Raw genomic sequence first — 25,325 nt, forward strand, 5'->3', positions numbered from 1 at the left:
AAAACATACGAATCAATATATTAATTTTATTTAAATTATAAAATCGGGAATTTTATTTGGAAACCGGACGTTCACAAATGATGTTTTTTTAGACTTAAGTCTGTATTTTACGTAGGCATAGGGAAAAAAGGTATGATGAGCCTAAGTTAAATCAGATCTTTTGACTTAACATAATGATAAATATGAAGGATTCAATAAAAATGAGTTTTGCACCGCAAATCAAAATTCCAGCAACGTATATGCGTGGAGGGACCAGTAAGGGCGTATTCTTTAAATTAGATGATCTCCCAGAAGCTGCGCAACAGGCTGGACGCGTTCGAGATCAGTTATTGCTCCGTGTAATTGGTAGCCCCGATCCTTATGCAAAGCAGATTGATGGTATGGGTGGTGCAACATCGAGTACCAGTAAAACGGTGATTTTAGCGAAGAGCCAACAGCCCGAACATGATGTCGACTATTTATTTGGGCAAGTGTCGATTGATCAGCCGTTTGTCGACTGGAGCGGAAACTGTGGCAACTTAACGGCTGCTGTAGGCTCATTTGCGATTTCAAATGGTTTGGTCGATGCTGCACGTATTCCAGAAAATGGCATCTGCACAGTCCGCATTTGGCAGGTGAATATTCAAAAAACCATTATTGCACACGTACCTATTACGCAGGGGCAAGTTCAAGAAACAGGTGATTTTGAACTTGATGGCGTGACGTTCCCAGCTGCAGAAGTGCAAATTGAATTTTTAGATCCAGCCGATGATGGTGAAGATGGTGGTGCCATGTTCCCAACAGGGAATTTGGTTGACACTTTAGAGGTTCCAGAGATTGGCCGCTTCCAAGCAACGTTTATCAATGCAGGTATTCCGACCATTTTCTTAAATGCGGAAGACATTGGCTACACGGGGAGTGAATTACAAGACGCAATTAATGGCGATGCCAAGGCTTTAGCGCGTTTTGAAACCATTCGTGCCTATGGTGCAAAACAGATGGGGCTGATTCAAGACATTTCTGAAGCTGCCAGTCGTCAACACACGCCTAAAATTGCTTTTGTTTCTAAGCCAAAACAATATGTCTCGTCGAGTGGTAAAACCATTACAGAGCAAGACACCGATTTATTGGTTCGTGCACTTTCTATGGGTAAATTACACCATGCGATGATGGGGACAGCGGCTGTTGCCATTGGTACCGCAGCAGCGATACCAGGAACCTTGGTCAATTTGGCCGCGGGTGGTGGAGCACGTGAAGCCGTTCTTTTTGGTCATCCTTCAGGGACCTTACGTGTAGGAGCGCAAGCAATACAAGAAAAGGGTCAGTGGGTAGTGAAAAAAGCTGTCATGAGTCGTAGTGCTCGCGTGTTGATGGAAGGTTGGGTGCGTATTCCCGCTGAAAGCTTGGATTAACGCTATGTAAAAGCCTCTCTCTGTAGAGGCTTTTTTATGTCAATTCTAGGTCTGTGATAAGAAGGCTAAAAATAACCAAGAGCATGAGAGGTGAATTTAGAGTCTGTTTTCTTGAGTAATGGTTGTTTGAAATAGTAGAAAAGTCATTCTTATCACCTCGTCTGCAAAAATTAATAGAATACTGTGCCTTGTTTGTGGTTTCGGCATAGAGAAAGCGGGCAGAAAGCAGTATCATGCCAACAGATCATTTCAAATGATCGGCTCAGGCAAACTGAGTACCAGATTAATTTATCCTATTGTTATTCGAGGCGAATGTGTCAGCACTAACCGACGTATCAGCAAATGCACTCCAACAGGCTCAACAACGTATTCACGATGATTTATTGACGGCACTTGATGCTTTTTCAATTCCGGAACCGTTAAAGAGTGCCGTGCATCATGCGGTCATGTTAGGTGGCAAACGTGTGCGTCCTGCGCTGTGCTATGCCACGGCACATTTAAATCCAAACAATAATGCAGCAGCCGTGCGCCGTGCCGCTGTGGCTGTGGAATTGATTCATTGTTATTCCTTGGCACATGATGATTTGCCGTGTATGGACAATGATCTTTTGCGTCGTGGTCAGCCGACCTGTCATGTGGCTTATGGTGAAGATACTGCTTTGCTTGCGGGTGATATCTTGCAGTCTATGGCGTTTGAAATTTTAGGTAGTCGACTGTTTGATGCTGGCCCAGTGGTTGATCAGGGCATTGTACTGAAGCAGATGCAAATTTTAGCGACAGCGAGTTCTAAAATGGTGTGTGGACAAGTCCTTGACCTACAAGCCGAAGGTAAACGTGTCGATCAGGCCGCACTTGAAAATATCCACCGAAATAAAACGGGTGCATTGATTTCTGCTGCGGTGATGATGGCCGCGGTGACTGTATTTGACGGTTGCGATCAAGCGATTCCAAAGTTACGCGAATATGCGCAGGCAATTGGTTTGGCTTTTCAGGTGCAAGACGATATTTTAGATATCATTTCAAATACAGATGTCCTAGGTAAAACCGCAGGGAAGGATGAGCAAGTCGAAAAATCGACTTATCCAGCTTTGATGGGACTTGAGTCTGCACAAGAGTATGCCAAGACTTTACATGATCAAGCCTTTGCCGCTCTGGCTTATTTCCCAACGGATGCGGCAGCAGAACTTAATCAGATTTCACAGTTTTTATTGGCTCGCCAAAGCTAAGTTTCAGTGTTTAGATTAAAAAAGAGGACATAGCGTGTCCTCTTTTTTTAATGCTTGTTTCTTAGAGGCTTGAGTTTTTCCTCAACCACAATAAAAAAGACAGCTCGAAAGCTGTCCTCATTTAATCAAACCAAGCATCAGTTAGATGTCTTTACGTCCCATAACACCACGGATGGTACTTAAAATATCGGCTGGCAACACCACTGTTTTAGCATTGTTCGATTTAGACATGTCTTGCATCGCTTTGACATATTGTTCGCCCAACAAGTAAGCCACAGGAATTTCCTTGTCGCCTACAGCCGAAGTGACCATTTCAATGGCACGCTGAGAAGACTCTGCTAAGACCACTTGTGCTTCTGCGTCACGACGAGACGCTTCTAAACGGCCGTCTGCCTCTAAAATCGCTGCTTGTTTTTCACCGTCTGCTTTGGTCACGGTCGCACGACGTTGACGCTCAGCTGCCGCTTGCGCTTCCATTGCGGCTTGCATGGTTGAAGAGGGTTGAATGTCTTGGATCTCAACGGTTTTGAGGGTGATGCCCCAGTCTGAAATATCATCCGAAATGGCTGCTTTAAGTTTGGCTTTAATGTGATCACGAGACGACAATGCATCATCGAGATCCATTTCACCAACGATTGAACGCAGTGAGGTTTGCACTAAGTTTTGAATGGCCCATGTATAGTTTTCAATCCCATAGACGGCATTTACAGGCGTGGTGATGTTGATGTAGGCCACTGCATTCATAAGCAAAACGGCATTATCGCGGGTAATCACTTCTTGAGAGGGAATGTCTAATACAATGTCTTTGGTCGTCACTTTATAAGCCACTTCATCGACATAAGGAATCACAAAGTTGAGACCTGGACTCAACGTGGTATGGTATTTACCCAGACGTTGTACGATCCATTTATAACCTTGTGGAACAATACGGACACCTTTAAAAATGGTGACAGCGGCAAAAGCCAAAATTGCTAAAACAACAATAAATCCACCAGACATATGCTTAACTCACTTTTATCTATTTTCGTTGGTTGAGAGATGTGCTTTGACCATTAAATCATTGCCCAGTATTTCAACGACACGCACTCGGTCGCCGACGTGGACTTTATCTAAAGTACGACAGTTCCATTCATCTGAACCGAGTACTGGAATGGGAAAGCGAACGCGAATGTGTTCATTTTCAGGACTCGCTTGAATCACCATGCCAATTTGACCGATGGTTGCTTCGCGAGACAGTCCTGCTTTGGTTTTGTCAGTCGAAAGTGGTTTAATAAATTTAAACCAAAGTAAAGTGCATAAAATCGACAAAATAATCCACGTCACAAACTGCGTGGTAACACCCATCATGGGGAACATCCAGTACAAAATACCGACCATAATGGCCGCAATACCGAACCACAATGCGGCAAACGCAGGCAGAATCAGCTCTGATAACATTAACAGAACGCCCAAAACAAACCAGTGCCAAGGCTCAAAAGCAAATTCCATACATCTACTCATATATTCGTTATAGGGATATAGATGCAGAAGCATCTATATCAATTTAGCAGATGAATAAGTCTTTGAATATTAAAAATCAAATTTTTTAGAATTTGGCTTTGGGCGCAGGTTTAAAAGCAGCTGGGGTCTTTTTAAAATCGACAATGGCTTTTTCAATCGATTTAATTTTGAGCTGAGCGGCTTTTTCACCTTCTAAAATAGATTGATTGCTGGCTTTTAAGTCCAAAGTACCCAAGTGTCCGACTTTGGGTTGAATCACCACAGTTGCTTGGCTCAATTCTTCATTGATGCTTTGCTGCCCCATAATATTAATGGTTTGGTCGAGCAAGCCCCACATATTGAGGGGCTTGTTGCCGACAGGACGAGCTGAAATATCAATCGCGATCACAATATCCGCGCCCATGTCCTTGGCTGTTTTGACTGGAATTGGGCTGACCAGACCGCCATCAACATACTTGGTTCCACCAATCACTGCAGGGACAAAAACGTTCGGAATACTGCATGAGGCACGTACTGCTTGGCCCGCATTGCCTTTGATAAAGTCGGCTTTACGTCCAGTGTCAAGACGGGTCGCCACCGCAGCAAAACGGATAGGGAACTGTTGAATCGGTTTGTTGCCGACATGTTTGTTGACATAGTCTTGCAGCTTTTGACCTTGAACAAACCCTTGGGAGTTGAGGGTTAAGTCTCGAATGTCCGATTCTTTTAAGGTCAAGGCAATTTGCTGAAGTTGGAAAGGCGTTTTACCACTGGCATAGATACTGCCCACAAAACTTCCCGCACTGGTTCCCGTAACAATTTTAGGTTTAATACCATGCGACTCTAAAACTTTAAGCACTCCAATGTGTGCAAAACCTTTGGCACCGCCACCGCCGAGTGCAATCGCAATCACAGGTTCGCGGGCTTGAATGGGAGTTGTTGTTGGTGTTTTCTTTGATGCAAGATCACATCCTGCCATAGTCAGTGTGAGTGCACCAATCAGAGATAAACGAGCAAAATTCATGGTCAAAAGTACTAAAACGCAAAACAAATAATGGTGCACATCTCAGCAGATTCGACCTTGATTTACTAGCTATTTTTTAAGCGTTTTTGTAAAGGCTTGGCCAACCATTTTGGGTTTTTCGCTGAAAAGTTGCCGATATACAGATCTAAAATATGCTCTAGGTCTTGCTCAAAATCCCCAGTAGGATGAAACACACCCAAGCAGTGGATGGTTTTTTGCGCATAGTCAAAGGAAAACATCACAATTGGAATCTGTGCACCATACGCAATGCGATAAAAGCCACTACGGATAGATTCGGCTTGCTTACGTGTGCCTTCAGGCGCCATCCCGACCCAAATTTTTTCTTTACTGTGAATAATATCGATAATGTCATGGGTTAAACCTTGGGCATGGGTACGATTGACAGGAATCACGCCAATCCACTCAAGTAAAGGTTTCAGTGGAGTATGAAACAAACTGTTCTTGCCAAAAATAGTGATTTGCAGGCCTAAGCCCAATAGCGCCGTAAAGCCATGCCATGCATCGATATTGGAGGTATGCGGCGAGATAATTGCTACCGCTTTAGGCAAGTTCGGAAATTCGCCAACAAAGCGCCAACCTTGCGCCAAATAAAGCCGCTTAAAAATAGCGCGAGTGAATGCAGATGAGTTACGACTTGGAACTTGATCTGGTAGTTCTGGAAAATATTGGTTCATTGTTATTATACTCAATCGACCAAGATATATATCATCTCATCTTAAGCACTGATCGGCTTGAATTCATTGGCAAAAAAAGTGAAGGGATAGCGATCTAAGATGAACATTTTGACCAATCCATGTATATAGGAACAGCATGCTACAGACTCGCAATGTATATATTTTGCTGTTTTCATTGTATTGGGCGCAGGGCTTACCCGTCGGGTTTATGACCCATGCCTTGCCTGTCATTTTAAGAGCACAGGGTGTGTCACTGGCACAGATTGGAGGCTTCGGACTGCTGATGTTGCCGTGGTCGATCAAAGTGTTTTGGGCACCAGTGTTAGATCGCTTTGGGATCACTCGTTTCGGCCACTATCGGAGTTGGATTATTCCATTACAGTTTCTTACGGTGCTGGTGCTGATCGGACTGTCTTTCCTCCCGATTGATGGATTAAATCAACCTATTTATTTATGGGCTTTCTTTGTGGGCCTCCTGAGTATGAATTTGCTAGGGGCAACGCAAGATATTGCAACCGATGGATTGGCGGTCAATATTTTAAAAGGGGAGCAACAGCACTGGGGCAATACCTTTCAGGTGATTGGATCGCGTCTTGGTTTTATTGTCGGTGGTGGTGCAATCTTGTGGGCATTAGATTGGCTGAGTTGGCAGAGCACTTTTTTGATGCTGGCTGCAATGGTCTTTATAAACACGCTGCCGATTTTAATTTATCCAGAGCCAAAGCATAGAGCTGTTTCAGCAGCTCAGACCACATCTTTTAATCTCCAGCAGATCAAAAATTATTTGGCTTATTTTGTCCAGAGTCCCGTACTCGCAACATGGTTAGCAGTGCTATTCAGCTTTAAAATAGCGGATGGTTTAGCAGGGCCACTATTGAAACCTTTAATGGTCGATTTGGGGCTGAGTTTTTCTCAGATAGGGCTTTATGTCACCATGCTAGGTGCATGTGCCGCCTTAATAGGTGCAGGACTTGCGGGCTATAGTTTGAAGTTGATTCGCCGTGCCACGGCTTTAGTATTGTATTCGGTGCTAAAAATATTCAGTCTGGCGGCTTATACATGGTTAGCCTTTCAATATGAAAACCAGCACAGTATTCAGCCGTGGCTGATTTATCTGATCAATGCCTTTGAAGATATGACTTCATCGATGCTGTTGGTGGTCATGCTCACTCTAGTGATGCAGTACAGTCGTAAACATCTGGCAGGCACAGATTTTACTTTTCAAGTGGCGTTGATGGCCACTGTCAGTGGTGGTTTGTATAGTGTGAGCGGTCTATTGGGAGATTGGCTCGGCTATTTTAATTATCTGTGTATGATTGTGGTCATTGCGATGTTAAGCCTGTGGTTTATCTTCAAATGGCGTGGCATTGCGATGCATTCAGACCTTTCATAATTCATTCATAAATAAATCATAAAAAGTGCTAAATAGTGATGTAAACAATTAAAAAAATATAACTAAATAATTTTTTAATTGTTCTGTCATATATGTCTGAACGGTAATATTTGTAACAAATTTACCGTAGGATATTTTGATAATGAAAACACAAATTGCAGCCGCAATCGCTTTAAGTTTAGTGGCAGGGGTAACATTCGCAGCACCTACTTTTTATGGTGAAATTGATGTCACGGCCGATTATTTACCTGAAGACAATGCCTCGCCAAATAAAGACCGCGATGTGGTCGAGCTGAACTCTAACAACTCCTTTTTGGGGTTAAAGGGCGAAGAGAAGCTAACAGATCGCTTAAATGCACTATACCAAGCTGAATTTACCTTCTATGTAGACAATGGCGGTAGCACTGATACTTTCGTTCCGCGTAATTTACTTGTTGGCCTACAAGACCAGAAATTGGGTACATTGAAAGTCGGTAAAATTGATACCCCCGTTAAACAACTGTCTTCAGTGGTAGATACCTTTAATAACTATGTGGCCAACAAAGCCGATGTGGCGGGGATTTTCACGGGTGAAAACCGAGTCGATAACGTGCTGGTCTATGAAACACCTGCTTGGGGAGTAGGTACAGGTAAACTGAAAGCTGCGGCACTGTTAGCAACAGGTGAAGCTGGTGGTATTGAAAAATCTAAAGGTGGGGCAAAAGTTGCAGGGCGTGGTCTGGGCGATGCTTGGTCAGCGTCAGTGGTCTATGACAGTAAAAAGTTTGTTGCAGGGGTTGGTTATGATAAGGCCATTCCGTCAACCTTTGCAGGACGTGGCACGTTGAATGCGTCAGCGCCTGAGGTGACTGGCGGAGTGGCAGGCAGTGCCTTTGCAGCAGCAGACACCTTACGCGCGATTGGTCGAGTAAATCTGAATAATGGTTTAGCGCTGAAAGCCTTATATCAAACTTCTGAAGTGGCGGATGTACAAGGTAATGATGCTGCCGCGGCTGCCATAGAAGATGCACATGGCTGGTTGGTTGGGGCTGAATATAACTTACCAACTGCCAAAGCTTGGACAGTGAAAGCGCAGTACAGTCAAAACTCAACCAGTTTTAAAACATCTAAAGAAGACTTTGATGCGCAGCAGTTTATTGCAGGTGCTGACTATGCCTTTACCAAGCAAGTCAAAGCTTATGGTTACGCAGGGATTTTGACGCTTGAACAAGCATCATTTGAAACCAAACAACCTGTAGTAGGCACGGGGATCGAGTACAAATTTTAATGTTTAAGTGATAGAAAAGGGCAAAGTCTCTAAAGATTAATGCGAATCAGTTAAGGAGTTTTATAGAAACTCCTTAACTTTTTGTCGTTCATGATGGAATCTTCGTATTTTAAAATTCAATATTTGGAGCTGGTCCGTTCTTTTGCGTAGCCAAAAGAACCAAAAACATTTGTCTTCCGCAAAACTTTTTTCTTTTCTGCATTGAAATGATCATTTTGCAAAAACATTCCTTTTAAATGGATATGCAGGTTGCGGATGACGCTTCCGCGTATCAAATAATATTGGGCGGCTCAAAAAGGGCATCTGATTGCTTAACTGATCGGTATGACTTTATATATTCGGCCACAGCGCCTTTTTTATTTAAGCGAGTTTTAAGTTTAGAAAACTACATTGGGGCATCCGCTCAGCAAGACATGATTTAAGATGTTCAATTTGCAGTCTATTTTTAAAGAAGTTTCACTTTTGCGCTTTAACGTATATTTGGCGCTGTGGTTAGCCGTGGTTTTAAACGTGATGTTCTATAAGCAAGTTCAGTTGCTTACGCCCTATCATGGTTTCAAAGCTTATGCCTTTATCGGTGCTACCATTTTGGTGGTGTTGGCTTTTTATCATTTGGCTTTTCAGCTGCTACAGTGGCGACCGATGGCTAAAGGATTAGCTGCGCTATTGATCGTCATTGGTGGAATGAGTGCATATTTTGTTAACAGCTTAGGCGTTTCGATCACACCAGATCAGATCCAAAACATGATGCAAACCGATGGCAATGAAGTGCGTGACTTGTTGTCATGGCGACTTGTGCTGTGGATTGGGGCGATGGTGGTACTACCTTTAGTGGTTTTATTTAAGGTCAAAATCCGCCGTGATCCTTTTAAAACCGTGTTATTTCACAAGCTGTTCGGTAGTGCAGTCTCTATCTTGCTGATTGCAGGCATGTTGTTTATTTTCTTTGTCGATTATGCCGCGATTTTCCGTGAGCATCGTGATCTCAAAGGGATGATTTCACCGCAAAATGCGATCAGTTCAACCCTGTCGTATTATAAAAAAAATCGACCACAGCCGCATTTACCGTTGGTGACTTATGGTGAAGATGCCCATTTGGTGGAGCAAGTTGGACAGCAAAACTTGCCGAAGTTGATGGTTTTGGTGGTCGGTGAAACGGCACGTGCAGAAAGTTTTTCTTTAAATGGCTATGCGAAGAAGACCAATCCTGAGCTGGAAAAACTCAATGTCATCAACTTTAATCAAGTCAATTCTTGCGGGACAGCCACTGCGGTTTCTGTGCCTTGTATGTTTTCAGGCATGCCACGTGAAAACTATGATGCACAGTTAGCGCACCACCGTGAAGGTTTATTAGATCTTGCACAGCGTGCTGGTTACAAAGTGACATGGATTGACAATAACTCTGGCTGTAAAGGCGTTTGTGATCGGGTTGAGCAGTATAAAATTCCTGAACCGATACAGAAAAAATGGTGTTCAGCCGATGGTGAATGTACCGATGAAATTTTGGTGGATAGCTTAAAAGCCTATATGGCTGGTATTACAACTGATGATAAAACGCCACGTTTAATTGTGTTACACCAAATGGGCAGTCATGGACCAGCTTATTATAAGCGTTCAACGCCTAAGTTTCAGCCCTTCCAACCGATGTGTGAAACCAATGCCATTCAAGCCTGCACATCTGAACAGCTGAAAAATAGTTATGACAACTCTATTGTTTATACCGACCATGTGTTGAGTCAACTGATTGGTGTATTGAAACAAAACTCAAACTTTGAAACCGGTTTTTGGTATTTATCTGACCATGGTGAGTCGACTGGTGAACACGGGCTGTATTTACATGGTTCACCTTATGCCATTGCACCGAGCCAACAGACCCACGTGCCGATGCTGATGTGGTTTTCAGAAACATGGCAAAAGCAGAATCCGCAACAAATCGCTTGCTTAGGGCAACAAAAAAGCCAAGAATTAAGCCAAGATCATTTGTTCCCAAGCTTACTGAGTTTACTTGGGGTAAAAAGTACGGCGATTGATTCAAAAAATAATATGTTAGAACACTGTACCGCGACCAAAGCGAGCGCTTAGACCATGTCAAAAATATTGATTATTGAAGATGATTTTATGATTGCTGAGTCCACACAAACGCTGCTGCGTTATCAGCAGTTTGATGTGGTGTGGGTCAACAATGGTTTTGATGGTTTAAAGCAATTACAACAATATTCATTTGATGTGGTGCTGCTGGATTTGGGACTACCGATGATGGATGGGATGCAGGTCCTAAAAAATATTCGCTCGCTTTATCCGACTATGCCAGTGCTGATTATTTCGGCACGAGATCAGTTACAAAACCGCGTCGATGGTTTAAACCATGGCGCGGATGATTACTTAATCAAACCTTATGAGTTTGATGAGTTGCTGGCACGTATTCATGCGCTATTACGTCGTAGTGGCGCGTTAAAACAGCAAAAGCAAAGCCAGACTTTGAGTTATGCAGGTCTAGAGTTAGATGAAGATTTGCACTTAGCCAAGTACAAAGGGCAGACCATTGATTTGTCGAACCGTGAATGGGCTATTTTAATTCCTTTGGTCAGTCATCCCAATAAAATTTTTTCCAAAACCAATTTGGAAGAAAAGCTGTATGACCTTGATTCGGAAATCAACAGCAATACCATTGAAGTTTATATTCACCATTTACGTGCCAAACTTGGCAAAGACTTTATCCGTACCATTCGAGGTTTAGGCTATCGTTTGGGGCAGGTTGAAGCATAAAATGGCGAAGTCGAGTCCGGTTTCCTTAAAGCGTCAACTGATTACCTATACCTCTTTATTTAGTATTGTGATGGGCTGTTTGTTGGTGATTGCAGCGTATCGTATTGCCCTTGAAGAGACCAATGAGATACTCGATGCACAAATGCGTAATTTGGCAGAGCGTGTTGCAGCGCATGATCCGGCTCCAATTAAGAGCGAGTTTGAAGCGGACAGACACTATCACGAAGAAGATTTATTTGTAGATGTCTGGTCGTATGGACTGCCTGAACAACGGCAACATGAGTTTGATTTATTAATACAACCCGTAAAAAAAGCGGGATTTTATACCCATCACACGGCACAGGGCTTATGGAATACCTATGTGCTGCCAACAGAAAAGTATCAAATTCAAGTCAGCCAGCAGCGCAGTGTAAGACAAAAGCTGGCTTTAGAGCTGGCGGCCAATATGTTGATTCCATATTTACTGTTTATGCCTTTGGCCTTATGGGGGCTGAGTTGGATTATTGGACGTAGTCTCAAACCCTTGGATGAGTTTAAAGCGGAACTTGCACAGCGTGAACCGTATGAACTGAGTGAGATTAGGCCAGACGGTTATCCTTTAGAAATTCTTCCGACCATTAATGAAATGAACCGTTTATTTGAACGAATTTCGCTGTCGCAACAAGAACAAAAGCAATTCATTGCCGATGCCGCGCATGAGCTCAGAACCCCAATTACAGCACTGAATTTGCAAATGAAAATTTTGCTGCATGAATTTCCAGAACACCAAGCGTTAAAAAACCTAAGTCTAGGCTTAATTCGGACTCAACATTTGGTGTCACAACTGCTCAATTTGGCGAAGCAGGATGCTTCCGTACCAAGTTTAGAACCTACACAAAGATTAGGATTAAGTGATGTGGCGGTTGAATGTATGGAGCAACTGATGGAGCTGGCGCTAGCGAAAAACATCGATTTAGGCTTGGAACAGCATGAAGCACTTTGGATAGAAACTCAAAGTTCAGCCTTACATTCCATTGTCTATAATCTCTTAGATAATGCGATTAAATATACGCCTGAACAGGGCGTGATTAATGTCTCTATTTATCAGCAAGATCAACAAGCAATTGTTCAAATTGAAGACAGTGGGCCGGGCATTGCACCAGAGTTTTATGATCATATCTTAAAGCGTTTCTATCGCGTACATCATCATCTGGAAGTCGGCAGTGGACTGGGTTTATCCATTGTCGATAAAGCCGCAGAAAAAATTGGCGCCAAACTGCACTTTGGACAAAGTGCAGGATTGGGGGGGTTACAAGTTCAAGTGATCTTTAAGCTGTAGTTTGGGTTTGATTTGGGCTGGGCTGTGTAAACTGCTTATAACACAGCGCATATGCCAGTACATTGACCAGCCAAATCACCCATGCCGTCCATAAATTGTGACTGAGGAAATGTGCACCCCGCATCATTTGCGCCCAACCCATGACAAAGCCTAAAATCAGGGCAGCAAGCAAATAAAACCACGCGCGTTTGGGTTCATTTAGACGGTATACGAAATATCCCACAAAGAGCGAAAAACCTGTCGCGGCATGTCCTCCAGGGAAGCAATGTCCTGCGCTGGCGGATAAGTCCCAAAAGAAATCATGTGTTGTGGCCAGAGTCATGTCCCATGGGCAGGCATGTGCGGATTGTGATTTTAAAATTCCAATGAGGCTAGTACTGATGAGGACTAAGCCAATGAAATAGCCATTTTGCCAACGCTGGGGTTTGAACGTAGCCCATTTATATGAAGCGAGCCATTTCAGCAAATAAATCACATACACCGCGATGATGATGTCTTTAACATAACGGTGATTCAGTTCTGCTAAGGCCCAGTCGCGCTTTAATGGAAAATGACCAGTTTGATCCATAAAGGGGTGAATCAGTTGTAAGTCGATGGTGCCCGCCACAGGGAAGAGCAGCCACAATACGGCAAAACCCAGCGTCAAAATAAAAAACTGAAGGATGAAAAAACGTTGCTGATCCGACACAAGTGAGGCCATGTTCTGAAAATAAGCGCTATTCCAACAGCGTCAGCTTAAATGAGGCTTAACATAAACCCTGTTTCATCGGCTTTAGCATGATCTGTGCTTTGGTTATCGTTTTATGGCGAATACAAAGTGTCGGTTCAGTGTTACATTTGCTCTCAAACACATGAGGTTGAAACATGTCGATACGTGCTGTTCTATTTGATTTGGATAATACCTTGACGCATCGTGGGCGAAGTGTTGCGGCTTTTAGTCAAGGCCTTGCTGACACCTATCAAAGCCAAATTAACTGCGTTGATGTGGAGCAGATTGAGTCGATTGTGAATCGGATCGACAATGGGGGTTATCCCTTAAAAGAGTATTTAACCCACTCTAGTATAGGTGCTTCAGTAGCTTATGCGTTGCTACAAGAATTAAACTGGCAGGTGGCTCCGCATTTAGAAGCGTTAAGCAATTTCTGGTTTGCACAATTTGGTCGTAGTGCTGTGGCGATGCCTGAGGCTGAACAAACACTAACCCGTCTAAAGCAAGCAGGATATAAACTCGCCATTATTTCAAATGGCGGTCATGCCACACGGCTGTCTATACTAAATGGCTTGGGCTTTCAGCATTATTTTGATGTGATTAATAGCTCTGGATTGTTTGGTCAAGCCAAACCCCAAGCCGATATTTTTATAGATACCGCACAGCAATTGGCTGTTAAGGTGGAGCAATGCTTATTTATCGGTGATCATCCTATTAATGATATACAAGGTGCGCAGCAGGCAGGAATGCAAGCACTGTGGTTATCTGGCTTTCATGTTCCTTCAGTACAGATGACTGCACCGAGTATCACGACATTGTCCGAGATTTTTGATTATTTAGAGCGCTAAAAGCCTCTTATAATGTTCAATACGAATAAAAAAAGCGGCCCATGTGAGCCGCATTAAAATGGAAATGCTTTAGAACATACTGTCATCTGAGTTGGCAGAGATTTTATGAATAGATAAATCTGCACCGCGGAATTCATCTTCTTGGCTTAAACGGATGCCCATCGTGGCTTTTAAAGCGCCATAGACCACCAATCCACCAACAACAGCTATACCAATAGCCAATAGCGTACCAATCAGCTGTGACATCATCGCAACACCGCCCAAACCACCAAGCCATTTTTGACCAAAGATCCCGACTGCAAGCCCACCAAAGGCACCACATACGCCGTGCAAAGGCCATACACCGAGTACATCATCAATTTTTAGCTTGTTTTGGGTGTAGGTGAAAAGTTTGACAAAAATCAGTCCAGCAATGGCGCCAATCACCAATGCCCCAATCGGATGTACGACATCCGAACCTGCGCAAATTGCAACGAGACCCGCTAAAGGGCCATTGTGTAAGAAGCCTGGGTCATTTTTTCCTGCGAAGTTGGCTGCCAAGGTTCCGCCAACCATGGCCATAAGTGAGTTAATCGCGACCAGTCCTGAAATTGCATCTAAACGCTGTGCACTCATCACGTTAAAGCCAAACCAACCCACGATCAAAATCCATGAACCTAAAGCCAAGAACGGAATAGACGAAGGAGGATGCGCACTGACACGACCATCTTTCTTGTAGCGACCATCACGTGCACCGAGTAAAACCACCGCAGCCAAAGCGATCCAGCCTCCCATAGCATGTACAACCACGGAACCTGCGAAGTCATGGAAACTTGCGCCGAAAGTGTCTTGTAGCCACTGCTGTAAACCAAAGTTGCCATTCCACGCGATCCCTTCAAAAAAAGGATAAACCAAGGCCACCAATAACACGGTTGCAATCGCTTGTGAGCGCATTTTAGCACGCTCGGCAATACCGCCAGAAATAATCGCTGGAATTGCGGCTGCAAAAGTGAGCAGGAAGAAACAGCGCATCAGGTTATAACCATGATCGGCTGCTAAGGTATCCCCAATATGGAAAAAATGGTGTCCATAGGAAATATAGTAACCTACAAAAAAGTAGGCGATTGCAGAAAGTGAAAAGTCCGTTAAAATTTTGCTTAAAGCATTGACTTGGTTTTTATGACGAACTGTCCCTAGTTCTAAAAAAGCAAAGCCTGCATGCATGGCAAGGACTAAAACCGCACCAAGAAGAAGAAAAAGTAAGTCAATATTTTGCATGTTTGGGTTCCATTTGAGTGCAAAATTTTGCAAAAAGAAACCCAGTATACTGATGCTTGTAATTTCGTGAAGATTTCAGCAAAAAGGAAATATTGATTAAGTTTTGCTTAAAAATAACAAGACTCGATATAAAGCAAAACTATGCACCATGATGGTGTTTGTGCATTGCAGTGGTGCATGGGTTAAAATATAAGTTAATATTAAGTTTATGAATATATTATGTTTATCTAAGTTTCTTTATTTTAAATATACAGGTGTATATTTTATCTCTTGAGTTAAACCCAAAAAGTAGCAACACAAAAAAATGATAAAAAAATTCGGTTAGCAGTTATTGTTAGCTGAGTCTCCATTGCTTTGTTCTCTTTTGGAACGCTCATGCCATGAAATGTGCGTGCTGATTGTGCATCAGTGAAAGTTTTTAAACATGATTGTATTTTCTCATTCTTATTTTAATTTATCACAGATAAAACATGAATAATCACATAACTATATGTAATTAATTGTAATTATTGTCATATATGATCAGTCCTATTTCATCGATTTACATCTAAAACGAGACAAAATAGTCGGGCAATATTGGCTTTTTGCTGAAAAGTTATGATTACAGAGTTTGCACAAAAAACAAAGACAAGCAGGCAGAATTGGCATTTTAGGTTTTGCTGCTTGAGCGTAATTTCTTAGAGGATATTGGGGCGTTTTAAACTGATATTTTTTGATGGATTATGATGAAGAAAAAACTAATAGCAACATTGTTTGGTCTCCCATGTGTGATGGCTTGGGCCAGTAGTGAAGTAACTTCGGATTGGGGTTATCAAGCACAAATAGCACCGCAGTATTGGAGTCAGCTCAATAGCAAATACCAAACTTGTGCGGGGCATAATCAATCGCCCATTAATATTGAGCATGTTATTTCAGCAGACCTTGCGCCACTTGATTTTGATTATAAAACTGCTGCAACGATTATCGTGAAGCTCCCTCATACTTTACAAGCCAATTTTCATCAAGGCAGTTATTTAAGTTTAGAGGGAGAACGATTTCAATTATTACAAATGCATTTACATAGCCCTTCTGAAAATACGATCCACGGCAAAAGTTTTCCGATAGAATTACATTTAGTCCATGCTTCTGAAAAAGGGGAGCTGGCTGTGGTTGCGGTGATGTATGAACAAGGGAAAAAGAATCAAGCACTTGATGGACTATGGCAGTAGTATAGGCAACCCCAGAAAGCACTCAATTTAAACGCAGATCAATTTTTGCCGACACATCGCGAGTACTACCGCTTTAATGGTTCGCTCACGACACCGCCGTGTACTGAAGGTGTACGTTGGGTGATCTTAAAAGATATTCAGCAGGCATCAGCACAGCAAATCACAAACTTCGCTGCACTGATGGGGTATCCGAATAATCGTCCTGTTCAAGCCACCAATGCGCGCTTGGTTTTAGACTAGAACGTGAATTAAAAAAGCAGATCGTATGATCTGCTTTTTTAATGTGGGATAAGACGGCTATACTAGTGCAAGATCTTGTCTAAGAACTGTTGAGCACGATCACCACGTTTGGTGTTAAAGAAATCATCTTTACTACAGTCTTCGACAATTTTACCTTGATCCATAAACAACACACGGTTGGCCACTTGGCGGGCAAAGCCCATTTCATGGGTGACACACATCATGGTCATGCCTTCATGTGCCAACTCGACCATCACATCAAGAACTTCATTAATCATTTCAGGGTCAAGCGCCGATGTAGGCTCATCAAACAACATGGCAATCGGATCCATGCTTAATGCACGGGCAATTGCGACACGTTGTTGTTGTCCACCTGAAAGTTGTGCTGGAAATTTATGTGCATGTGCACTCAGCCCAACCCGTTCTAAATAGCCTAAGCCTTTCTTTTTTGCTTCAGCTTCAGAGCGTCCCAATACTTTAATTTGGGCAATGGTTAAATTTTCAGTAATGCTGAGATGTGGAAACAACTCGAAATGCTGAAACACCATGCCTACGCGGCTGCGTAATTTGGTCAAATCTGTTTTCGGGTCTTTAATCGGAATTCCATCGACTGTGATTTGACCTTGTTGGAAGGCTTCCAGCCCATTCACTGTTTTAATCAGGGTCGATTTGCCTGAGCCTGATGGGCCACAGACCACCACCACTTCACCTTGACAAATTTGTGTGGTGCAATCGGTTAAGACTTGAAAATCGCCATACCATTTACTGACATTTTGGAGGTCAATCATTACTTTTTGGTCGCTCATACGCTTAACCTCCTTTGTAATCGTTTTACTGCATATGTGGCTAGCATACTGATGGTGAAATACACTAGGCCTGCAAATAAAATATATTGCGTTAATAGAGACATCAAATCGCCCCGCACGTAGTTGGTGCGGAAAAAGTCGAGTAGGCCAATGGCGTACACCATGGTCGAGTCTTGGAACAAGATGATGGTTTGCTGTAACAGCAGCGGTGTCATTTTACGAAAGGCTTGCGGCAAAATAATTAAACGCATGGACTGACCATAGGTCATGCCTAGTGCATAAGCCGCGGCAGACTGTCCTTTAGGAATTGATTGAATCCCTGCACGTACAATTTCCGAGAAATAAGCCGCTTCAAACAGCATGAACGCTACAATACTTGAGACCAAAGCGGTATCAATGGTCAGGTAATTTCCCGTGACTGTGGTGTAGATGAACGGTACAGCAAAGTAGAACCACATCAATACCAATAGGAGTGGAATCGAGCGGAATAAATTGACATAGCCTTGGGCAATTAAATTCAAGATCCGAATTGAAGACAAACGCATCAGTGCCAACAGCGTGCCAATGAAAATACCACCAATGGTGGCAATACAGACCACTTTTAAAGTGATACTTAAACCATGCCATAGGGCAGGTGCAGATAACTGCAAATCATGGGTAAATGCGGTGAGCCATTCCATTATTTAGCTCCTGCAATTAAACCTGGGACACGTAAGCGTTTTTCAAGCAGCGTCATTAAGGTAATTAAACATACGTTGATAACGATGAAAATAATCGTGACATAGGTATAGATTTCGATGGTGTTCTGCGTATATTCGCTAATGGTTTTCATCTGCGAAATAATCTCGGAGACCCCAACTAAAGAGGCTACAGAAGTATTTTTGACACAGTTGGTCAACTCTGAGCTCAGAGGCGGCAAAATCGTACGGAAGGACTGCGGTAAAATGACATAGCGGTATAGTTGTGCGGTACTAAAACCCATGGCATAACCTGCATTGACCTGTCCTGTAGGTAGGGCTTCAATGCCTGTACGGACTTGTTCGCAGACACGCGCTGCGGTAAACAGTCCAAGACCGATACTGGCTGAAATCAGCGCTGTTGTTCCTGCACTTAAATCATTAATCCACCATGACTTGATCGGGCCAGGCAAGAAATTCGGCACCACATAAAACCAAATAAATAATTGGATCAGTAGTGGTACATTACGAAAAATGGTGACGTAGCCAGTGCCGATAGCACGTGCGGTTTTATTGGGAAGCGTGCGCATAATGCCGAGAATACTTCCGAGCACCATTGCAATGCTCCAAGCCACAATGGCAATAACAACCAGCCAGCCTAAACCAATTAAAATCCAACTGAGATAGGTGCTATCTCCGACGCCTGTGGATTGCCAAAGGACGCCCCAGTTCCAGGTATAATTCATGACAATCCCCTAAAATAGGTCAGGCAAAGAAACTTTGCCTGAGTGAACATTAATCTTTCCTTTATCGTTTACTGATCACGGTCATGTGGGTTTGCAATTAAGGCTTTAAGTTGGTCTGACATAGCAAAGTTCAGGTTAATGTTTTTCGGTGGAATTGGTTGTTCAAACCATTTGTTGTACATTTTGTTAATTTCACCTGAGCTATAAGTGGCTTTAATTGCATCATCAACCACTTGCTTAAAGCCTGTGTCACCTTTACGCAACATACAGCCATAAACTTCTTGAATTGGTGCTGTACCGACAATGTGCCACTTGTTTGGATCTTTGGCTTTCGATTTTTCCCCAGCAAGTAAAATGTCATCCATCATAAACGCAGCAGCACGACCACTTTGGAGCATTAAGAATGATTCAGCATGGTCTTTGGCAGAAATCACTTCACCAATACCAAGTTCTTTTTCATGCTGACGGATATAGCGTTCAGAGGTTGTCCCTGCTGTCGTTACTAATTTTTTGCCTTTTAAGTCAGCAAAATCCTTCACACCTGAATCCGTTGCAGTAAGTAAACGTGAACCCACTTCAAAGAAGCCCACAGAAAAGTCAACTTGCTGCTGACGCTCTTTGTTGTTTGTGGTTGAACCACATTCAAGATCGACTGTGCCATTTGAAACCAATGGAATACGGTTTTGGCTGGTGACTAAGTTATAGCGAACTTTCAAATCAGGCATATTCAGCTTTTGTTTAACAGCCTCAACCACTTTGAGCTGTAAATCATGTGCATAACCGACAGGTTGATTTGGGTTGTCTGCGATATAGGAGAATGGAATAGAGGAGTCACGGTAACCTAAAACAATGGTTCCTGATTTTTTAATCTTATCTAAAGTGCCTGACTGTGAAGCATCTGCGCCAGTGCTAGCTGCATCCGTTGCAGGTGCTTTGTTGTCGCTACATGCACTGAGGCTCAGCGCAAGTGCACTTGCACAAAATAGGGCAGAAAGATTACGTTGCATGGTCATGTACAAACTCCTTTTGTTTGCAGCATCAATTGCATTGTTTTTATCAAAAACGTCAGAATTGGGTTAAAGCTTTATTCTGTGCAAAAGATGTTCTTTTTATGGTATTTTTTTACAGCTTAGTCTGCATCTTAATCGAGATTGCTTTTGCTGCTCAAGTGGGATTTTTAATATTTTGTTAATAATGCTTTAAATAAGTGCATCGCTATATTCCTCTGATATTAAAAAGAAAATTATGCATAATGCGTGCCATTTCAAGTTTTATAATTCATTTTATTAGGCTAATGTCTAATGCCACAGGGTTGGCTATGCGTTTCGTTATGGATGCATGACAGAATGGATTTTGTTCGTGTAGAACATGCTAAAACGGCAATAGCAAAGAAAAGTGCTTTATTTTGAAGATGATCCGTTTTATGACGCAGTATATAAAAGTCAGTTAGATTCGGTTTACTGTCCTACGTTTTCCGCAGAAGATTAAAAACTAAAAAATAAAAGCGACTGTACGTTATGAACAAATGACGGAGCACAATCGCAAGGGGAGGAGATGAGCAGGTGTGTATCAAGAAGTGCTTAGTGCACAAACATATCCATATATTCACGGATTTCAGAAATAGCCGTTTCAATATCCGTCGTCAGCCATGTTGGCTCAAACAGTCCAATATAGTGATCTAAACGGTCTTGAGGGACAACTAAACGCACAGGACATTCTTCTTCCAGTAAGCGCCAAGGAATGATGGGTGTTTCATTGTCTAAAAAGGCTTGCACATTTCGAATGTCAATAATCATGGCATTGACACATTCAGGAAAAGGCATCACTGAAAACTCTTCAGTACGACGACGGAAAAACTCCAGATCGCCCCATTTTAGAATATAACTAGGCTTAGAAAATTCAATAATACCAATAAGATGTTGGTCTCGCGTGTAGTGCAAATGACATTGGTGCGTAACATCAGTGTCTAAATCAAGCGTTACACTTTGTTGACGATATGCCATAAAGTCCAAAAACAGCTAAAACAAGGTGCATAATTATAGCGCAAATTCAGTTGAAGAGCGTTGTTCGCCAGACTCTTTTTGTCTATGCCTAGGTGAAATACTTTTTAAATTACTTTTAACACTAAATTGATAGATGAATGACTGTTTTTAAAACCTTAAAAAATAATAACTTATCTTAAGATGAATCGTTTGTTTACTATCTCACTATGCTTTGAAACACAATGCTACACAAGCAGTTGTTAGTATAAAAATTCGACAACTTGATAATAGAAAATTGAGGGGGAGCTATGACACATGATTTCAATAAACCGCCCCATGTACAAACGCCAGAGGAGCGGCAAAAGAAAAAACGCGTGCCTGTGTATATGTTGGCATTGGTCGGAATTTTCTTAATCGCATTATTACTTTATATGTTTGCAGATACCAAGCCAAATCCGACTGAGGCGCCTCCTGGTCATCCGAATCCGAGCGCAGAGCCTGCAACACCGAATAATAGCACCACTGCAACAGCAGGTGACGAAGCGGTAGCCACCGATAGCAATACGACGACTGCAACTGACCGCTAAATGTGACTAAAGCCCTTGTAATGTACAGGGGTTTTTTATTAAGCAGTCATCAAAAAGGTATTCCATTTCTCATTCATACCTCATGGCAGGCAATCACTTCAAAACTAAAATCTGTATTTGAGCAAAGGTCGCTGTGAGGTAGACATAACAAGAGGGAGAACAAAATGAATGATTATGTAGGGCATCAGGGTCGATTTGATGCGATGTATTATTGGGACCAGTTTCACCCGATCCTGTCCGCAATCGCCATCCTGATCATTGGTTGGATTATTGCATTATTGATTGCAGGTGCTGTGAAAAAGGTTTTAACCAAACTTGGAACCAACCAAAAACTTTCCAGTGCTACCGGCCATCGCTCAAATATTGAAAATATTATCTCTCGAGTTGTGTTTTGGCTCATCTTGATTATTGCGGTGATTGGTGCACTCAATGTCCTTAATCTCACCAGTGTAAGTGGGCCATTTAGTAATATGGTTCAACAGTTCTTGTTGTTTATTCCACAACTGTTGGCTGCTGTTGCTGTGGGTTTTATTGGTTGGATTGTGGCAAATCTGGTCAAAGTGGGTTTACAAAAAGGATTGGATCGCACTCAGTTAGATGAAAAACTCAGTCAGGATGTCGGAGTCAGTACCCTGAGTCAAAACATCAGTGAAATTGTCTATTGGCTGATTTTATTACTATTCTTACCCATTGTTTTGTCGATACTCGGTCTGACTGGGCTGCTCTTTCCCATCCAAAATATGGTCAATGAAGCCGTACTGTATCTGCCAAATATCTTTATTGCAGGTGTGATTGTTTTTGCGGGCTATATTCTAGCAAAAATTGTACGGGGTATTATTGAGGGTTTATTGAGAAGTCTAGATGTACAAAAACAGGTTGAAAAAGTAGGACTGTTTAAAAACTCAGATTTGGCCAAAGTGCTCGGATCTTTTGTTTTTGCAATCGTCATTATCACAGCGCTGATTATTGCGTTTGAAGCTTTAGGGATTGATGCAATTTCTCAACCAGCGACGGCCATGCTGTATGAAATCATGAATGCGATTCCGCACATCATTGCGGCGGCATTAATTTTAATCTTGGCCTATGTAGTGTCACGTTTTGTCGCAAGTCTTGTGGTTGAAGTCTTGTCGGGAACAGGTGTAGATGACATTCCAAACAAAGTTGGCTTGCAACGTTTCTTAGGAAATACCAAAGCTTCTTGCGTCGTGGGTTATTTCATTGTGTTCTTTACCATGTTATTTGCGGTTTCTGAGGCTGCAAATCGACTCGGCTTTGAGCAGATCAGTGGTTTGATTGCGATGTTTATCCAGTTTGGTGCAAACATCCTATTGGGTGCAGTCATTCTGGGCGTGGGCTTCTGGCTGGCGAACTTGGTTGCTCAGGTGATTGAGCGTGGTGAATACAACAGCTCTCGTTGGGTGGCGAACATTGTACGTGTCTTGATCATTGGCTTAGTGTTGGCGATGGGCTTGCGTGCAATGGGTATCGCAGATTCCATTGTGAATTTGGCCTTTGGCTTAACGCTTGGGGCAGTTGCCATTGCATTTGCACTGGCTTTTGGTCTAGGTGGACGTCAACCTGCGGAACGGGTTTTGACCGATTTGTTAGATAAAGCCAAAAAAGAAGGTACGCAACCGAACCCACTTTATCAGGCCAAAGCTGAAAGCACGCAATCCGCACAAGGCAAAGAAGAGCATGCCTCACTGAAAGAGCAAATGGATACACCAACGGTTGCAGAGGAATATCAACATACAGATGATATTCCAACTACAGCAGAGGTCGATCCTGCGCATAAACCTTTAAATAAACCTTTTGGTTCAACGGGTGAAGCTGAACAAGATATTGACGTTCACCCCAAAGATCCAGACTAAATTAATCACACTAAACACCGACCGCTGATGGCGGTTGGTGTTTTTTATTGGAGTAAACTGATGTCAAAAAAAGCCCCAAATAAATATTTTGCCCCAATCATCATTGCGGGTATTACGGTTGGATTTTTTGTGAGTGCTTATAAATTTGTATTTGCAAAACCAAAGATCAATACAACAACACACGCTAATGCTGAAAGAATACCGACTGCGGCAACTGAAGGCCGTGATGCGGATGAATCTGATGAAAAATAATACAAAAGTCTATAGTGTTGAATGAACTTTAATTTGGTATGTTTAATGCATGTGGAATATGGATATTTCATAAATTAGAAATACTTACATGCCTATACTTTTGTGATAGCTGCATGGACATTTCACAATTTATTTTTATAAATTGCAGTTTAAAAAGGAAAAAACAGATGATTCAAATATTAAAAAAAACTTTGATGGCGAAACGTTCAGTGATCCAGCCGAGCCATGTCCATATTGCCATTGCGAAAATGGACTTAGCACTTGCCCGTCAGCAGAAGCAAAAGCAGTGCGTATTGCTACGCACGGACTATTTGGAATAATTTATAGCTTAAGCACATGGCTTAGACATATTCTGATGCGGCATGCGCAGATGACCATGCCCACTGGAAGTTAAAGCCGCCCAAATGTCCTGTGACATCCAGTATTTCACCGACAAAGTACAAGCCTTTTTGCTTTTTACTTTCCATCGTTTTCGAGGATACTTCAGTGGTGTCTACGCCACCTAAAGTCACCTCAGCAGTACGGTAGCCTTCGGTTCCTGATGGTTTGACTTCAAATGCATGTAAGCGCGTGGCAATGTGCTCCAGTTTTTCATCCGACAGTTGACCAATCGCTGTTTCAGCTAGTTCAGGCCAAATGAGGTTTTGCAGTTCAACCACCACACTTTTTGGAAAATGTTCACCCAGTAAAGTACGCAGCAGAGCTTTGGGCTGACTGTGCTTCTTGGCTTTTAAGTAGTCGTACAAATCCACACTTGGCAAGAAGTTAATTTTGAAGCTTTGTCCTACATCCCAATAATTCGACAGCTGTAGCGAGCTTGGCCCACTGAGCCCACGATGGGTAAATAAAAGGGCTTCGGTGAAAGCGTTTAAGTCATTCGATAAAGTCGCATCGACCGCGTTGCCACTAAGGCGGGTTGTGACTTCTTTAAAGCTGTCTGAAAAGGTAAAAGGCACCAAACCTGCGCGAGTTGGATATACATGGTGGCCAAATTGTTTGGCAATTTCATAACCAATGCCAGAACCACCTAAAGTTGGAATGGATAAACCACCTGATGCAACCACGACAGATTCAGCCTCAAAATAACCCAGTGTCGTGGCAATTTGAAAACCCTGCTCATCGAGTGCGGTGATGGCTTTTACTTCACAGTTGGTTTTAATGTCGACCAAACCTGTTTTTTCACACTCGCTCAATAGCATGGCTAAAATTTCTTTGGCACCTTTTAGGGTGAAAAGCTGACCGTGTTTACGCTCTTCATATTCAATGCCGTACTCACATACTAGGCCAATAAAGTCCCAATTGGTATAGCGAGTGAGGGCTGAAATCACAAAGTGTGGATTATGTGAAATAAAGTTGCTTGGCTCGACATAGAGGTTGGTAAAGTTACATTTACCCCCACCTGACATGAGAATTTTTTTGCCGACTTTATTGGCTTTTTCAACCACTAGCACTTTACGTCCGCGTTGAGCTGCCATATAGGCTGTCATTAAGCCAGATGCACCTGCACCTAAAACTAAGACATCATATTGATTTGCGGACATGACACACTCACGGGAGAATAAAGCAGGGCATTATAGACCATC

The 25,325-nt window shown here is 42.6% G+C and carries 24 protein-coding genes and 1 pseudogene; 13 read left to right on the plus strand and 12 right to left on the minus strand.

From position 1 onward, the window contains the following. The first annotated feature begins 200 nt into the window (after positions 1-200). Positions 201-1,391 (plus strand): 2-methylaconitate cis-trans isomerase PrpF, encoded by a 1,191-nt coding sequence (gene prpF, locus PTT44_RS11310; protein ID WP_168158401.1) that lies wholly within the window; start codon positions 201-203, stop codon positions 1,389-1,391. Positions 1,392-1,705: 314 nt separating this feature from the next. Next, positions 1,706-2,617 (plus strand): polyprenyl synthetase family protein, encoded by a 912-nt coding sequence (locus PTT44_RS11315; RefSeq protein WP_168158400.1) that lies wholly within the window; start codon positions 1,706-1,708, stop codon positions 2,615-2,617. A 141-nt stretch (positions 2,618-2,758) separates the two neighbouring features. Here PTT44_RS11315 and PTT44_RS11320 read toward each other — a convergent pair whose 3' ends face one another. From PTT44_RS11320 to PTT44_RS11335, 4 genes are all read right to left on the minus strand, one after another. Next, on the minus strand, positions 2,759-3,616 hold the full coding sequence (locus PTT44_RS11320; RefSeq protein WP_058869115.1) for an SPFH domain-containing protein: 858 nt from the start codon (positions 3,614-3,616) through the stop codon (positions 2,759-2,761). A gap of 15 nt (positions 3,617-3,631) precedes the next feature. After that, positions 3,632-4,105 (minus strand): NfeD family protein, encoded by a 474-nt coding sequence (locus tag PTT44_RS11325; RefSeq protein WP_004981271.1) that lies wholly within the window; start codon positions 4,103-4,105, stop codon positions 3,632-3,634. Between the two features lie 97 nt (positions 4,106-4,202). Next, complete coding sequence (locus PTT44_RS11330; protein WP_004981268.1) at positions 4,203-5,120, minus strand: patatin-like phospholipase family protein; 918 nt, start codon at positions 5,118-5,120, stop codon at positions 4,203-4,205. Between the two features lie 65 nt (positions 5,121-5,185). After that, entirely contained in the window at positions 5,186-5,815 is a 630-nt protein-coding gene (locus tag PTT44_RS11335) for a 1-acyl-sn-glycerol-3-phosphate acyltransferase (RefSeq protein ID WP_168158399.1), read from the minus strand. Between the two features lie 136 nt (positions 5,816-5,951). On the opposite strand from PTT44_RS11335, the gene PTT44_RS11340 reads away from it, so the two are divergent. The 5 genes from PTT44_RS11340 (at position 5,952) to PTT44_RS11360 (ending at position 12,559) form a co-directional block, all read left to right on the plus strand. Then, positions 5,952-7,208 (plus strand): MFS transporter, encoded by a 1,257-nt coding sequence (locus tag PTT44_RS11340; protein ID WP_168158398.1) that lies wholly within the window; start codon positions 5,952-5,954, stop codon positions 7,206-7,208. Between the two features lie 142 nt (positions 7,209-7,350). Then, a complete protein-coding gene (locus PTT44_RS11345) occupies positions 7,351-8,475 on the plus strand; it encodes a porin (RefSeq protein WP_168158397.1) in 1,125 nt (374 codons plus the stop codon). 423 nt (positions 8,476-8,898) lie between these two features. Continuing rightward, positions 8,899-10,557, plus strand: coding sequence for a phosphoethanolamine transferase (locus PTT44_RS11350; RefSeq protein ID WP_168158396.1), 1,659 nt, complete (start codon positions 8,899-8,901; stop codon positions 10,555-10,557). Between the two features lie 3 nt (positions 10,558-10,560). Further along, a complete protein-coding gene (locus PTT44_RS11355; protein WP_168158395.1) occupies positions 10,561-11,241 on the plus strand; it encodes a response regulator transcription factor in 681 nt (226 codons plus the stop codon). A 1-nt stretch (position 11,242) separates the two neighbouring features. Then, positions 11,243-12,559: an ATP-binding protein gene (locus PTT44_RS11360; RefSeq protein ID WP_168158394.1), complete on the plus strand. Its 1,317-nt coding sequence runs from the start codon at positions 11,243-11,245 to the stop codon at positions 12,557-12,559. Here the strand turns inward: PTT44_RS11360 and PTT44_RS11365 are convergent. Continuing rightward, positions 12,549-13,259, minus strand: a complete 711-nt coding sequence (locus PTT44_RS11365) for a phosphatase PAP2 family protein (protein ID WP_168158393.1) — start codon at positions 13,257-13,259, stop codon at positions 12,549-12,551. The genes PTT44_RS11360 and PTT44_RS11365 overlap by 11 nt on opposite strands. 164 nt (positions 13,260-13,423) lie before the next feature. Between PTT44_RS11365 and PTT44_RS11370 the strand changes: the two genes are divergently transcribed. Beyond that, complete coding sequence (locus tag PTT44_RS11370; RefSeq protein WP_168158392.1) at positions 13,424-14,116, plus strand: HAD family hydrolase; 693 nt, start codon at positions 13,424-13,426, stop codon at positions 14,114-14,116. A gap of 69 nt (positions 14,117-14,185) precedes the next feature. On the opposite strand, the gene PTT44_RS11375 is transcribed toward PTT44_RS11370, so the two are convergent. Beyond that, positions 14,186-15,373, minus strand: coding sequence for an ammonium transporter (locus PTT44_RS11375; RefSeq protein WP_168158391.1), 1,188 nt, complete (start codon positions 15,371-15,373; stop codon positions 14,186-14,188). A gap of 725 nt (positions 15,374-16,098) precedes the next feature. On the opposite strand from PTT44_RS11375, the pseudogene PTT44_RS11380 reads away from it, so the two are divergent. Next, a pseudogene (locus PTT44_RS11380) lies at positions 16,099-16,821 on the plus strand (carbonic anhydrase). A gap of 62 nt (positions 16,822-16,883) precedes the next feature. On the opposite strand, the gene PTT44_RS11385 reads toward PTT44_RS11380, so the two are convergent. The 5 genes from PTT44_RS11385 to PTT44_RS11405 form a co-directional block, all read right to left on the minus strand. After that, positions 16,884-17,609, minus strand: a complete 726-nt coding sequence (locus PTT44_RS11385; protein ID WP_010326224.1) for an amino acid ABC transporter ATP-binding protein — start codon at positions 17,607-17,609, stop codon at positions 16,884-16,886. Between the two features lie 14 nt (positions 17,610-17,623). After that, positions 17,624-18,307, minus strand: coding sequence for an ABC transporter permease subunit (locus PTT44_RS11390; RefSeq protein ID WP_062034370.1), 684 nt, complete (start codon positions 18,305-18,307; stop codon positions 17,624-17,626). Further along, positions 18,307-19,050: an amino acid ABC transporter permease gene (locus PTT44_RS11395; RefSeq protein WP_004981232.1), complete on the minus strand. Its 744-nt coding sequence runs from the start codon at positions 19,048-19,050 to the stop codon at positions 18,307-18,309. The genes PTT44_RS11390 and PTT44_RS11395 overlap by 1 nt, the downstream gene beginning before the upstream one ends. 68 nt (positions 19,051-19,118) lie before the next feature. Then, a complete protein-coding gene (locus tag PTT44_RS11400; RefSeq protein WP_010326225.1) occupies positions 19,119-20,063 on the minus strand; it encodes a transporter substrate-binding domain-containing protein in 945 nt (314 codons plus the stop codon). A 567-nt stretch (positions 20,064-20,630) separates the two neighbouring features. Then, positions 20,631-21,053, minus strand: coding sequence for a hypothetical protein (locus PTT44_RS11405; protein WP_004694572.1), 423 nt, complete (start codon positions 21,051-21,053; stop codon positions 20,631-20,633). A 287-nt stretch (positions 21,054-21,340) separates the two neighbouring features. Between PTT44_RS11405 and PTT44_RS11410 the strand changes: the two genes are divergently transcribed. The 4 genes from PTT44_RS11410 (at position 21,341) to PTT44_RS11425 (ending at position 24,062) form a co-directional block, all read left to right on the plus strand. Further along, positions 21,341-21,619 (plus strand): hypothetical protein, encoded by a 279-nt coding sequence (locus PTT44_RS11410; RefSeq protein ID WP_168158390.1) that lies wholly within the window; start codon positions 21,341-21,343, stop codon positions 21,617-21,619. Positions 21,620-21,783: 164 nt separating this feature from the next. Beyond that, positions 21,784-23,490: a mechanosensitive ion channel gene (locus PTT44_RS11415; RefSeq protein ID WP_168158389.1), complete on the plus strand. Its 1,707-nt coding sequence runs from the start codon at positions 21,784-21,786 to the stop codon at positions 23,488-23,490. Between the two features lie 60 nt (positions 23,491-23,550). Further along, positions 23,551-23,742, plus strand: coding sequence for a hypothetical protein (locus PTT44_RS11420; protein ID WP_168158388.1), 192 nt, complete (start codon positions 23,551-23,553; stop codon positions 23,740-23,742). A 167-nt stretch (positions 23,743-23,909) separates the two neighbouring features. Beyond that, on the plus strand, positions 23,910-24,062 hold the full coding sequence (locus tag PTT44_RS11425; RefSeq protein WP_168158387.1) for a hypothetical protein: 153 nt from the start codon (positions 23,910-23,912) through the stop codon (positions 24,060-24,062). Between the two features lie 21 nt (positions 24,063-24,083). Here the strand turns inward: PTT44_RS11425 and PTT44_RS11430 are convergent, their stop codons facing one another. Beyond that, positions 24,084-25,283: an NAD(P)/FAD-dependent oxidoreductase gene (locus tag PTT44_RS11430; protein ID WP_168158386.1), complete on the minus strand. Its 1,200-nt coding sequence runs from the start codon at positions 25,281-25,283 to the stop codon at positions 24,084-24,086. Positions 25,284-25,325: the final 42 nt, after the last annotated feature.

The sequence above is a fragment of the Acinetobacter sp. Gutcm_16 genome (assembly GCF_028649355.1).
In the GTDB taxonomy this organism is placed as follows: Bacteria; Pseudomonadota; Gammaproteobacteria; order Pseudomonadales; family Moraxellaceae; genus Acinetobacter; species Acinetobacter johnsonii.